Genomic DNA, 12,253 nt, shown 5'->3' on the forward strand with positions numbered 1-12,253 from the left:
AAGTGGAAAGGCGGTGCGCCGGGCGCACCGCCTCATAGGATCGACTAGAGCGCTGCTTCGATTTTCGCAGCGGCGTCGGCCGAGACCCACTTGGTCCAGATGTCCTTGTTCTCCTTCAGGAAGTGCTTGGCACCGTCTTCGCCGCTCGCCTGATTGTCCGTCATCCAGGCCATCAGCTTGCCGATGGTCTCGTTGCTCCAGGAGCGCTTTTCGAGATAGGTCATGACCTCAGGGCCGACCTTCTCGGAGAAGGGCTTGGCGACCAGCGTGACGATGGTGTCGACAGGCCATGCGTTCGGCTTCGGGTCGGGGCAATCGGCAACGGTGTTGCAGCGCTTCCACTCGGCCGGGTCCGCATCGACGCCGGCTTCGAGCTTGACCATCGGGTACTTGCCGAGCAGAGCCGTCGGCGCCCAGTAATAGGCGGCAAAGCCCTTTTCGCGCTCGTAGGCCTTGGCGATCGCGCCGTCGAGGCCGGCGGCCGAGCCGGTATCGACCAGCGTGAAGTTCGCCTTCTCGGCCTCATAGGCCTTGAACAGCTGCGTCGTCACAACCGTGCCGCCCCAGCCCTGCGGACCGTTGAGGACGGCACCCTTGCTCGTGTCTTCCTCGTTCGGGAAAAGCTCCGGGTGCTTCAGAAGGTCCGGGATGGTCTTGATGTCGGGATGCTTGTCGGCGATGTATTTCGGGATCCACCAGCCCTGGTTGCCGCCTTCCGGCAAAGGCGAGCCGACCTTGACGATGCGGCCCTCTTCCGTGCCCTTGGCCACGACGTCCGGCAGCAGGTCCACCCAGGCCTCGGGCGCGATGTCCGGCTGGCCCTTCTCGGCCATGGAGGTGATGGTGGGAACGGTGTCGCCGACGGTGATCTCGGCCTGACAGCCATAACCCTCGTTCAGGATCAGCTTGTCGAGATTGGAGATGACCTCCGCGCTCTGCCAGTTCATGCTGGCAATGGTGACGCTGCCGCACTCGGCGGCGCTGGCGGCGGATACGCCGGCAAACAGGCCCATCATCAGGCAGGTTGAGGCCAGAAGTTTCTTCATTGTCGTTCCCCTTTGTTTTTAGCGGCTAGGCGTAAAAAAGCGGGCGGCCGCGGATACCCGCTTCATGGGCTTTGAAGGACAGTCTCCTCATCCTCGATATCGACCAAAGGCGGCGCCTCTTTCGGGCGCGCTTTCCCTCGCGAATGCTCCTCTTCCGGTCGTCCGAGACTTACGGAAGCTGCGTGATTGTGGCGGATGGACCGGGGCGGCGACATCCCTGTCGCGCCATTCGAGGGCGCGATTAGACGAGCAGGGAGAGGTTTGGTTAGGGTCGCCGGTGCAGCCTCCATGTGCGCTCAAGCCTCGCTGTAGCCGTGGCGGGCGTAGAACCGGTGGAGTTCCCGTGGCTCCGGGTCCCGTCCCGTGAAAATCGCGATGTAATGCGGGATGCGTTTCATCCGCAGCGCCACGTCCTCGCGGGCCTGCATGGAGATATAGCCGATCTGCACGAGATAGGTCGTACGCGCCCTGACATCCGCGCTCACCTCGTCATGTCCGAAACGGATGAACATCCGGGCAAGCGCCGCCATCCGGGCTGCGTCCGCGCGCTGGACTTCCGCCTCGATGTCAGGGGATTGCAGCGCCCAGCTGCGCACCGCGAACTCGAACCGGGCATCGAAGAGGGATGTGTCGATCCAGCAGTCGAATACGTTCAGCATCGCCTCGACCAGCGTTTCGGCGTAGGCTTCGGACTGCCGGACGATGTTGCCGGTGTTCGTATCGCGCCAGCGGGCCATCAGCGCATCCAGCAGCGCTTCGCGGTCCTTGAAGAACCAGTAGAAGCTGGTGCGCGAGAGGCCGAGCCGCTTGGCAAGCGGCAGGATCTTCACCGAATCCACGCCCGATTCCAGCAGCGAGGCATAGGCGGCATCGAACCACCCCTCATAGGACCCTCGCCAGCCGCTGTCGTTCACTGCCTGCTCCATGAGGACGAGGCTACCAAAACCGGCAGCCGTAAACAAGCTAAATGTACACAGCTGTTTTCGTTGTTGACACACCTGTACATTCCTCGCTAGCCTCAGCCCTATCCCCCATCAGCGGAGCTTAAGGCATGTCCAGCGACCCCCTCTTGCAGCCCTACAAGCTGAAGCATCTGACCCTTCGCAATCGCATCATCGTCACGTCGCACGAGCCTGCCTATCCCGAGGATGGCATGCCGAAGGAGCGGTATCGCGCCTATACCGTGGAGCGGGCAAAAGGCGGCGTCGCGCTCACGATGACGGCCGGGTCGGCCGCGGTTTCGAAGGACAGCCCGCCAGTCTTCAACAACCTGCTCGCCTATAAGGACGAGATCGTGCCCTATATCCGGGCGATGACCGATGCCGTGCACGAGGAAGGCGCGGCCATCATGATCCAGCTCACCCATCTCGGCCGGCGCACGCGCTGGGACAAGGGCGACTGGCTGCCGGTGCTCGCCCCCTCGCACCAGCGGGAGGCCGCCCATCGCGCCTTCCCGAAGAAGCTTGAGGATTGGGATATCGCCCGCATCATCGCCGATTTCGCCGATGCCGCCGAGCGCATGAAGGCGGGTGGCATGGATGGTGTGGAGCTCGAAGCCTATGGCCACCTTATCGACCAGTTCACCTCACCTGTGACCAACGAGCTCGACGGCCCCTATGGCGGCTCCTCGCTCGACACCCGCCTGCGCTTCTGTCTCGACGTGTTCAGGGCCATGCGCGCCCGGGTGGGCGACGACTTCATTCTGGGCGTGCGCTACACGGCGGACGAGTGTCTGCCCGGCGGCACCGGGCAGGCGGAGGGCATCGAGATCTCGCGCCGCCTGCGCGACAGCGGCCTCATCGATTATCTCAACGTCATCCGCGGCCATATCGATACCGATCCCGGCCTCACCGACGTGATCCCCATTCAGGGCATGGCCAATTCCCCGCATCTGGATTTCGCGGGCGAGATCCGCGCGGCGACGAACTTCCCCACCTTCCACGCCGCCAAGATCCCCGATGTCGCCACCGCCCGCCACGCGATTGCAAGCGGCAAGGTCGATATGGTCGGCATGACGCGGGCGCACATGACCGATCCGCATATCGTGCGCAAGATCATCGAGAAGCGCGAGGAGGACATCCGTCCCTGCGTCGGCGCCAATTACTGTCTGGACAGGATCTACCAGGGCGGCATGGCCTTCTGCATCCACAACGCCGCGACGGGACGCGAGGAGACCATGCCGCACACGATCCCGAAGGCTGAGACGCCGCGCAGGATCGTCATCGTCGGCGCGGGCCCGGCGGGGCTCGAGGCGGCGCGCGTCTCGGCCGAGCGCGGCCATTCCGTCGTCGTCCACGAGGCGGCGAACAATCCCGGCGGACAGATCCGCCTGACGGCCCGGAGCGAGCGCCGGCGCGAGATGATGAGCATCATCGACTGGCGCATGGGCCAGTGCGAAAAGCACGGCGTCGCCTTCCATTTCAACAGCTGGGCGGATGCCGAGACGATCGCGGCCGAACGCCCGGACGTCGTCATCATCGCCACCGGCGGCTTGCCGCACACGGAGGTTCTCACCTCCAGCAACGATCTCGTGGTCTCCTCATGGGACATCATCAGCGGCGATGTGAAGCCGGGCGCCAACGTGCTGGTCTTTGACGATGCCGGCGACCATGCGGGCCTGCAAGCTGCAGAGATCATCGCGAAATCGGGCGCAAAGGTCGAGATCATGACGCCGGACCGCGCCTTTGCGCCGGAGGTGATGGCGATGAACCTCGTACCCTACATGCGCTCGCTCCAGGCGCTCGACGCCACATTCACCGTTACCTACCGGCTGCAATCGGCCGAGCGGCGCGGCAACGCCATCGTCGCCCGTGTCGGCAGCGATTACGGCGGGGTTGCCCGGGAGCGCATTGTCGACCAGATCGTCGTCAACCACGGCACCATCCCGCTCGACGATCTCTATTTCGACCTGCGTCCCGCCTCCCGCAACCTCGGCGAAATCTCCTATGACGCCCTCATCGCCGGCCAACCGCAGACCCTGACCCGAAACCCCGAGGGCGCCTACCAGCTTTTCCGCATCGGCGACGCGGTGGCGGCACGCAATACGCATGCGGCGATTTACGACGCCTTGCGGCTGGCAAAGGATCTGTGAAGATCGCGTTCTCCCCCGAAGCAACGCCTTCGGGACGGGAAACGGCATCTTTTTGGTTGCCTTCGATACCGGCTTTGCGCGAAAACGGGGCCTTTGCAGCGGCCGTGGCGAAAGCTCCGGCGACGGCTGCGTCATGAGTTAGGGATAAGCGCGATTATCAAGATAATGGTACTGCTCCACAGCGCCGCCGGTCTGGACTGGCAGGCGCCCCCCAAAGGCACGAGCCTGAAGACCCTTGCCGAAGCCGAAGAGCAAGGCTTCATCCTCATTCGCGGGGAATATCAGAAACGACAATTCCGCCTGACGGAGCTGGGCCACCGGCACGTCGAACAGGATCGGCAGCGCCTTGCTGCGCGCAGGCTCTGAGCAGCCGCTACGTCGCGCCTTGTCACCATGAACCAGCGGAAGACACGATCCACGTCCTGGCCTTCCGGCATCTGAGAGAAACAGGTTTTTGAACGGCGAGAGAGTCCGCTCGAGAACGACAGGCCGATGACCATATCCACGCAGGCTGGCGCGCCCTGTCGCGATTGCTGACGCCGTTGCCGGGGCAGGTGATCCCGGATGGCAAGTCGATTGTCCATTACCCGGCAAAAGAGGTCGCGCGCCGCCTTTGGCCTGCTGCCGCATTCTTCTCTGGCGCCGGACGGCATCCGGGTTGCCGATCCGGTCTCGGGCACGCCCCTGATCGTACCCAGGGGCAGGCCAGAGCGCGCCCCTGCCACGGTGGCATCGCCTTTCCGGTGAAAACCTGCACCGGATCGTGCGACATGCGGGCGCGGGCTTTGCGCCGGTATCGTCCGGCCTGCTTCAGGCCGCGACCTCCTGCGGAAGCTGCTCTCTCTCGAACATGCGTTCCAGGTTGAGGAAGCAGACCATGCCGTCCGGCTGGGCGATGATGCCGTCGGCATAGTGCATGCCGGGGGAGATGCTGATCTCCGGGACCGGCTGCAGCAGGCTTGCCGACACCGTCAGGATGTCGGAGACGCCATCGACGATGAGGCCGATGGCCATGCCGTGTATCTCGGCCACGACGATGGCGCTGCGCTGGGTCGGCTCCGAGCTGTCCATGCCGAGCTTGTTGGCAAGATCGATGATCGGAATGACCATGCCGCGCAGGTTCATCACGCCGATGACATCCGGCGGGGCATGCGGGATCGGCGTGGCCGGGCCCCATCCGCGAATCTCGCGGATGGTCGTCGTACGCACGCAGAACGCCTGCCCGTGCAGCCTGAAGGCGATGATCTCAAGCGTGTCGCCTGTGCCGGATACCGATGGGTTCAAGCCGCTCATCAAAAATCCTCCCATGTCTGCTTGGTCGCGGCATTGCCGGAAAAGGCCTGTGCGACCTTGCCAGCCAGCCGCTTCGCCGGCGAAGCCACCGGGCGGTGGGACGCGCCTGCCGCCATGGCGGATGCGGTCTGACGCAACGCGCCGCCCAGCTGGAACTGGGAGATCAGCTCGCGCAGGCGCTGGGCTTCACCGGCAAGCGTCGCGCTGGCGGCATTGCTTTCTTCTACCATGGCCGCGTTCTGCTGCGTCACCTGGTCCATCTGGTTGACGGCCGTGTTGACCTCGGCAAGGCCGACCGACTGTTCGCGGGCGGATGTAGCGATCGCGTCCATGTGCTGGTTGACGGTGACGATGTAGCCTTCGATGGTCTTCAGCGCCTCGCCCGTGTCGCTGACGAGCTTCACGCCGCTCTGAACCTCCTGCGAGGAATTGCGGATCAGATCCTTGATCTCCTTGGCCGCTTTCGCCGAACGCTGGGCGAGCTCGCGCACTTCCTGTGCGACGACGGCAAAGCCCTTGCCGGCATCGCCCGCTCTTGCTGCCTCGACGCCGGCATTCAGCGCCAGCAGGTTGGTCTGGAAGGCGATTTCGTCGATGACGCCGATGATGTTGGAGATTTCGTTCGAGGACTGCTCGATCTTCTGCATGGCATCGACCGCATTGGCCACGACCGCGCCGGACTGGGCAGCACTTTCGTTGGCAAGAAGGGCGATCTTGCGGGCTTCCTCGGCGCGCTTGGAGGCATTGGTGACATTGACGGTGATTTCATCGAGAGCCGCTGCGGTTTCCTCGAGCGAGGCGGCCTGCTGTTCGGTCCGCTTGGAGAGATCCTCCGTGCTGGCGCTGATCTCGCGGGTTCCGGTGTCGATCTGGGTGCTGGCACCGGCCACGGCCCGCATCGTTTCCGCAAGCTGTTCGATCGCGCCGTTCAGATCGTGGCGCAGGGCCTCGAAGTCAGGGGCGAACGCGTCGTTCAGCTGGAAGCCGAGATCGCCGGCGGCAAGGCGGCGCAGGCCGGTGGCAAGGCCGGCCGTCGCTTCCTGAAGGAGAACCCTTGCGGTGGCTTCCGCATCGGCCGCCATACGAACGCGATCGGTCTCCGCCTGAAGGCGTGCCGCGTCTGCTTCCTGCTCCAGGCGCGTGTTGTTGATGGCGGCCTTGCGGAACACCTCGACGGCCCCGGCCATATCGCCGATTTCGTCTTTCCGGTTCGTATAGGCAAGATCGATATCGGTATGACCTTCCGCAAGTTTGCGCATGGCCTGCGTCATGATGCGGATCGGCTGACCGACGCTCTTGATAAGGATGAAGGCCGAGAGCGTGAGCACGAGCACGATCGCCAGCCCGATGGCGAGCGCGACCGTATTGGCTTGTGCGACCGTCGCATTCAGAGACTCTTTTGCGCCCGCCGTGAAGCGGGTGGCGTTCTTTTTCGCTTGGTCGATGGAAACGGCCGTGTCGTCGGCGATTTTCTTGCTTTCGGCGGCGGGGACGATGGCGATGGCGGCATCTTTCTCGTCGTCGTTCAGCTCACCGCCGCCCTTCTTCTGGAAGGCCTCCGCGATCGCGATCGAACGTTTTTCGGTCAAGAGCTCAAAGCTTCTGAGACCCTCCCGGATCTGAATGAGCACGTCCGGGATCATCGCCAGCGCGATCGGCCGATCGAGGGCGTTCCAGCCAGTTTCATAGTTCGTCTTGACGTCTTCGAATGAATTGGCTGCTTCGTTCTGCGTCTTGGCAAGGCTGATGCCGCGCGAGGCGAAGCGCATGCGGGCCAGTGCGAGTTCTGCGTTGACGATGCCGTTGAGGATCGTCTGCTCGCGTTCCACGACCTCGTTCGCCGCATTGACCTGCCGACTGGAAATCTGCTGGTTGGCGATCATGCCGACGATCAGCAGGATGCCGATCCCCGATGATACGAGCAATTTGGTTCCAACTTTGGCATTCTGGATGATCGACATGAATAGCTCCGGTAATATGTGTGTTTGGCGTGATCTCTGATAGGCGAACGCCGGAAGCAAAGTCATTCTGCCGGAGGCTATGAAAACACGGAGATCATGTCCGTGTTGCAAGTCATGGAAATTGGCGTGCTCTGCCGCGCGACGCGTCAGGCACGTATCTTGATGGAACGGCTTTCCGGCGATCGCATCGAACTCCTCAGCCCGGCGCGGAAAGCCACGAGCGATCATTTCATTAATTTGTTGTATTTCAGATAACCATTGATTTATGAAATGTACTGAAGACGCCCTTTTCGGGCGCAGAACTGGTCGTTTCCGATAAACGATACGGGACCTTGAGCGGATACTGACCGAAAACCGGTCACGCAGCGGTCGTCGACGTCGGAACGCCCTCGGGGGAACGGCATGCCGACAACGAGCCTCCTGGGGCACGACGCGATCCGTGCCGGCGACGGTCACGACGCCGGCAGTCATCGGCTGTCGGGTATTTCCTCGCGACATTTTCTGAAGCTGGTGGAAGATCAGGGCCGGGTCGGCTTCTGGTCGATCGATTTCGAGATCGGGCAGATGAACGGTTCGGTGGGGCTTTTCCGCCTGCTGGGTCTTCAGCCTTTCACGCCGCTCGACTTTACTGGCATGATCGGGATGATCCACCCGGCCGACCGGGGCGCAAACGACGACATGCTCGCGGTCATGCGCTCGGGTCAGGCGATCGAGCGGGAATTTCGCGTTATCCGGCCCGACAGGACCCTTCGCTGGCTTCAGAGCAAGGCGGAAGTTCTCGTGGACCCTGACGGCGTTCCCCAGCGCGCGCTCGGAATGATGACGGATGTCACCGATCAGCACGAGGCGCGGATCATCGCGGGCGAGGGATGGCACAGCTATCAACGCCTGATATCGGCCATCGCCGCCGTCAAATGGCGGATCCTGCCGGACGGCAAGATCCTCTCGCTTCTTCGCTGGGAAGAGCTGACCGGCCAGCCGCTGGCTGCGGCCGACAACTGGGGATGGCTGGAGGCCGTTCACCCTGATGACCGCGATGGCGTTCTCACGCTCTGGGCGGAATGCACACGAACCGGCCACCCCTATTCCGTCGATCTTCGCATCCGCTGCGTGGACGGAAGCTTTCGCCGCTACCTGATGCGTGGCGCGCCGCTCTGCGAGCCGGCCGGGACCGTGCGGGAGTGGATCGGCGTCCTCATCGAGACGGCCCCCCTCCCCTCGACCGTGGGGTCATCGCCCGATGCGGTCAAGACACTGGACGGCGCGCATATTCGCGCGGCACGCGCTCTTCTGGACTGGAGCGTCGAGGATCTGTCGCTCAAGGCGAGCGTCTCCGTCTCGACGATCCGGCGGCTGGAGCACGGCACCGGAAACCGCACGCGGCTCCCTCACGTCGAGGCCATCCGCAACAGCTTGCAGGGAGGTGGCGTGCGCTTCGGTCTCGGACCGGATGCGGAGATCAGCGTGAGCCTCGGCAACCGGACGGACGGACAATGATCGAACGTTGAGGCTCTTACAACAGTGAGATCGCCTGACAGGGACGCTACCGCATTATCCGACGCCGAAGCGATGACGCTTCGGCTGGAAATACTCTAGAATTCCTCCCAGCTTTCCTGCACGGCGGCGTTGCCGACGGCTGCGCGGGTGACGCTTGCACCCTGTTTTCTCGCCGGCGAAGAGACGGTGCGCTCAGCCGGGCGCCGGGCGGGCTTTTGTGCGGAACTTGCCGCCATGAGGGAGGCGGTGCGGTGCAGCGTGCTGCCGAGCTGGAACTGTGAGACGAGCTCGCGCAGACGGCTGCTCTCGGTGGCAAGCGTTGCGCCGGCGGCGCTGGTTTCCTCGACCATGGCCGCGTTCTGCTGGGTCACCTGGTCCATCTGATTGACCGCCGTATTGACCTCTGCAAGGCCGACCGACTGCTCTCCGGCCGAGGTGGCGATCGAGGCCATGTGCTGGTTGACCGTGATGATGTAGCCCTCGATCATCTTCAGCGCCTCGCCCGTGTCGCTGACGAGCTTTACGCCGTTCTGCACCTCGTTGGAGGAGTTGCGGATCAGGTCCTTGATGTCCTTTGCAGCCTTTGCGGAGCGCTGGGCGAGTTCGCGGACTTCCTGCGCGACGACGGCAAAGCCCTTGCCCGCCTCCCCTGCCCGCGCGGCCTCGACACCGGCATTGAGCGCGAGAAGATTGGTCTGGAAGGCGATCTCGTCGATGACGCCGATGATGTTGGAGACCTGATTGGAGGAGGCCTCGATCTTTTGCATGGCATTCACGGCATCGCCGACGACACGGCCGGACTGTGCCGCGCTGTCGTTGGCGAGCAGGGCGACCTTGCGGGCCTCGTCTGCACGCTTGGAGGAGTTGGCGACGTTGACGGTGATCTGGTCGAGTGCTGCCGCCGTTTCCTCAAGCGAGGCCGCCTGCTGCTCGGTGCGCCTGGAAAGATCGTCGGCGCTGCTGCTGACCTCCCGGCTACCGGTGTCGATGGCGTCCGTCGCCTCCGCCACCGCGCGCAGCGTCTCGGACAGCTGCGTAACCGCAGCGTTGAAGTCGGCGCGCAGCGTTTCGAAATCGGCGGCAAAGGGTTCTGCCAGCTGGAAGGTCAGATCGCCGTCCGCGAGGTGCTTCAGGCCTTCGCCAAGCCCCATCGTCGCCTGCGCCATATCGGCGGCGCGGATGCGATCGGCCTCGGCCTTGCGCTGACGTTCGTCTTCGCTCAGGCTGCGGTTGGCCGCAGCTTCCTGCTCCAGCCGCATCCGCGCCATGGTGCTGTCGCGCAGCACCTCCAGCGAGCGCGCCATGTCGCCGATCTCGTCCTGGCTGCGCGTATCGGGCAGATCCGCATCCACCCGGCCGGCTGCAATCGACGTCGTGGCCGCGATCACTTTGGCGAGACGGTTGCGGAAGCGATTGGCCAGCGCCGTGGCGACCGCGATCAGCAGACCGGTTGCGATGCCGACGACGATGAGCGAGGTCATGGCAAGGCTTTTCAACCCGGCGAAGAGAGCGGGAATGGGAACGGAGACGACCGTGTACCATGTGGTTCCCGGAATGATGTTGACCGGGACGGCCACGGCGACGGTCTGCACGCCGTCGGCCCCTGCCATGTCCACCGGCTCGCCGGGATGGGCGATCGCCTGCTCCCAGGCCCCGGCATCGAGCCCCGACTCTTTCAGCGACTTGCCGAGAAGCGCCGGATCGGGATAGGCGACGATGCTGCCGCCCTGACTGATCAGCGCGACGAAACCCGCACCCAGCGGCTTGAGGCTCGAAAGGTCCTTGTTAAGACTGTCGAGCGCCGTATCGACGCCGGTGACGCCGACGAACCTGCCGTCGTTCATCAGCGGCACCATGAAGGAGGTCATCAGGACGTTCTTGCCGTCGATGGCATATTGATAGGGCTCGGTGAAAAAGTCGCGGCCGGTCTGCTTGGGAACCTGATAATAGTCGCCGGGGCCCGGCTTGTCGTAATCGACCAGCGGATCGTGCAGGATCGCGTCGCCCGAACGCGCGAAATAGGGCACATAGCGACCCGATGCGTCATGGCCCGGTTTGCCCTTGTAGTCGGCATCCTTGCCGTCGAACGCGTTGGGCTCCCAGCCGGTGCTGACGCCGAGGGCCGCGGGCGTGTCGATCAGAAGCTGGCGGAGAAACCCGTCTGCCACATCGCGGGAGGGCGCATCCGCCTGGATGGCGGAGACCAGAAAAGACCGCATGTTGAAGCTGAGCGTCTTCAACGCTTCAAAGCGCGTCTCGACATTGGCGGCGCTGGTCGCGGCCGCATTGGTCATCTCGGCGATCGAACGATCCCGAACCTCGTGATAGGCCAGATAGAGAAGAATGCCGGCCGTTGCTACCGTTGTGGCCACCCCCGTGGCGACGATGGCGAACATATTGCGGCCAGTGGCAGTTTTCGGGAACATCCGGCGTCTCCAAACGAAGTCTTTGCTTCAACAGACAGGCAAAACATCTGCCACGCTCCTGGCTGACGCGGAGCGGTATCGTCTATCTCATTGTTTTAGAGAGATTTGGTTGAGATATTTTTAACGGAACCGTCATGAATTCGTAGCGCGATGTATTGTATGGTCCTGGCCGCAATACAGTTCGTCTAGTCTTACGCTTACCCTAAAAATAGGCTTAGGCTTTCCACTTCGTCGCTCGGATGAATACATCGCTAAAGCAACAGAACAGCCGAAGTCTCCCCTATCCTCCCCTCTTGTTCGCGGTCGGATCTGCCGGTGGGGCAGGAGAGACGTCGTGTGCGTCGCGTGCAGTTTCTCTGCCTTGGTCGCGAAGAAGGCCGCTTGCTACGAGATAAGCAAAGCAGCCACAGCATGACAGCCATCCGCTCGAGGCGGACGTGTAGCCGCCTCTGCCGCAGCGCAACGAATAGGTCGCTCCGTTACGTCTCCCGCCTCTCGGCGTGAACGATCAGCCGACCGAGGCCCATGAGGGCGATGCCCGCGGGAATGGCAGGGATTGTGGTCAGAGACTGCAGAACGGCGAGGAGGACGTAGGGATGGAGACCGGTTATCCATGCCAGGGGCACCAGACCGAAGATAAAGATCAGGAGACCTGCCAGAATGATTGCCCAGCCCGGAGACCTGAGGTAGCCGAAAATGAGGAGGAGCAGGAAGACGGCGGCGACGAGCGTTCCCATGAGTGTCTTTCGCTAGGATTGGACCAGCTTCCCATTCAACCCCCGCAGCGGCACAAGCGCAATGCTGCGAGGGCATTTCCGAGGAAACGCGATATCTTGTGGTTCAGAGGCTTCCCGTGGCGCCTCCTGAACCAAGCCCTCTTGTTGTCACGCCTCGCCGTTTCTCCCCTCTTCTCAACGAACCTTTATCAGCCCGGATCCC

General features: G+C 63.2%; 10 protein-coding genes. 4 read left to right on the forward strand and 6 right to left on the reverse strand.

Features of this window, described 5'->3' with window-relative positions:
• Positions 1-44: 44 nt before the first annotated feature.
• Positions 45-1,046: an ABC transporter substrate-binding protein gene (locus BSG19_RS15425; protein WP_092988888.1), complete on the reverse strand. Its 1,002-nt coding sequence runs from the start codon at positions 1,044-1,046 to the stop codon at positions 45-47.
• Between the two features lie 296 nt (positions 1,047-1,342).
• Entirely contained in the window at positions 1,343-1,972 is a 630-nt protein-coding gene (locus BSG19_RS15430) for a TetR/AcrR family transcriptional regulator (protein WP_170865996.1), read from the reverse strand.
• Positions 1,973-2,097: 125 nt separating this feature from the next.
• Here BSG19_RS15430 and BSG19_RS15435 point away from each other — a divergent pair, with 125 nt between their 5' ends.
• Both BSG19_RS15435 and BSG19_RS15440 read left to right on the forward strand, forming a co-directional pair.
• Positions 2,098-4,137, forward strand: coding sequence for an NADH:flavin oxidoreductase (locus BSG19_RS15435; RefSeq protein WP_092988889.1), 2,040 nt, complete (start codon positions 2,098-2,100; stop codon positions 4,135-4,137).
• A 165-nt stretch (positions 4,138-4,302) separates the two neighbouring features.
• Positions 4,303-4,503: a hypothetical protein gene (locus BSG19_RS15440; protein WP_092988890.1), complete on the forward strand. Its 201-nt coding sequence runs from the start codon at positions 4,303-4,305 to the stop codon at positions 4,501-4,503.
• A 444-nt stretch (positions 4,504-4,947) separates the two neighbouring features.
• Here the strand turns inward: BSG19_RS15440 and BSG19_RS15450 are convergent, their stop codons facing one another.
• Entirely contained in the window at positions 4,948-5,430 is a 483-nt protein-coding gene (locus tag BSG19_RS15450; RefSeq protein ID WP_092988891.1) for a chemotaxis protein CheW, read from the reverse strand.
• Positions 5,430-7,391, reverse strand: coding sequence for a methyl-accepting chemotaxis protein (locus tag BSG19_RS15455; protein ID WP_092988892.1), 1,962 nt, complete (start codon positions 7,389-7,391; stop codon positions 5,430-5,432). The genes BSG19_RS15450 and BSG19_RS15455 overlap by 1 nt, the downstream gene beginning before the upstream one ends.
• A 96-nt stretch (positions 7,392-7,487) precedes the next feature.
• Here BSG19_RS15455 and BSG19_RS26110 point away from each other — a divergent pair, with 96 nt between their 5' ends.
• Together BSG19_RS26110 and BSG19_RS15460 are read left to right on the forward strand one after the other, a co-directional pair.
• Positions 7,488-7,646, forward strand: a complete 159-nt coding sequence (locus tag BSG19_RS26110; RefSeq protein WP_170865997.1) for a hypothetical protein — start codon at positions 7,488-7,490, stop codon at positions 7,644-7,646.
• 147 nt (positions 7,647-7,793) lie between these two features.
• Entirely contained in the window at positions 7,794-8,888 is a 1,095-nt protein-coding gene (locus BSG19_RS15460; RefSeq protein WP_092988893.1) for a PAS domain-containing protein, read from the forward strand.
• A 95-nt stretch (positions 8,889-8,983) separates the two neighbouring features.
• Here the strand turns inward: BSG19_RS15460 and BSG19_RS15465 are convergent, their stop codons facing one another.
• Both BSG19_RS15465 and BSG19_RS15470 read right to left on the reverse strand, forming a co-directional pair.
• Positions 8,984-11,314 carry a methyl-accepting chemotaxis protein gene (locus BSG19_RS15465; protein ID WP_139274779.1) on the reverse strand — a complete coding sequence of 777 codons (2,331 nt, stop codon included), beginning with the start codon at positions 11,312-11,314 and terminating at the stop codon, positions 8,984-8,986.
• Positions 11,315-11,793: 479 nt separating this feature from the next.
• Complete coding sequence (locus BSG19_RS15470) at positions 11,794-12,051, reverse strand: hypothetical protein (RefSeq protein ID WP_092988894.1); 258 nt, start codon at positions 12,049-12,051, stop codon at positions 11,794-11,796.
• Positions 12,052-12,253: the final 202 nt, after the last annotated feature.

This window comes from Rhizobium sp. NFR03 (assembly GCF_900111275.1).
In the GTDB taxonomy this organism is placed as follows: domain Bacteria; phylum Pseudomonadota; class Alphaproteobacteria; order Rhizobiales; family Rhizobiaceae; genus Ferranicluibacter.

Bases quoted from the DNA above. Each gene is read 5' to 3' on its own strand.
- BSG19_RS15430 (WP_170865996.1), bottom strand. From the start codon at position 1,972: ATGGAGCAGGCAGTGAACGACAGCGGCTGGCGAGGGTCCTATGAGGGG.
- BSG19_RS15435 (WP_092988889.1), top strand. From the start codon at position 2,098: ATGTCCAGCGACCCCCTCTTGCAGCCCTACAAGCTGAAGCATCTGACC.
- BSG19_RS15460 (WP_092988893.1), top strand. From the start codon at position 7,794: ATGCCGACAACGAGCCTCCTGGGGCACGACGCGATCCGTGCCGGCGAC.
- BSG19_RS15470 (WP_092988894.1), bottom strand. From the start codon at position 12,051: ATGGGAACGCTCGTCGCCGCCGTCTTCCTGCTCCTCCTCATTTTCGGC.
- BSG19_RS15440 (WP_092988890.1), top strand. From the start codon at position 4,303: ATGGTACTGCTCCACAGCGCCGCCGGTCTGGACTGGCAGGCGCCCCCC.
- BSG19_RS15465 (WP_139274779.1), bottom strand. From the start codon at position 11,314: ATGTTCCCGAAAACTGCCACTGGCCGCAATATGTTCGCCATCGTCGCC.
- BSG19_RS26110 (WP_170865997.1), top strand. From the start codon at position 7,488: ATGTCCGTGTTGCAAGTCATGGAAATTGGCGTGCTCTGCCGCGCGACG.
- BSG19_RS15425 (WP_092988888.1), bottom strand. From the start codon at position 1,046: ATGAAGAAACTTCTGGCCTCAACCTGCCTGATGATGGGCCTGTTTGCC.
- BSG19_RS15450 (WP_092988891.1), bottom strand. From the start codon at position 5,430: ATGAGCGGCTTGAACCCATCGGTATCCGGCACAGGCGACACGCTTGAG.
- BSG19_RS15455 (WP_092988892.1), bottom strand. From the start codon at position 7,391: ATGTCGATCATCCAGAATGCCAAAGTTGGAACCAAATTGCTCGTATCA.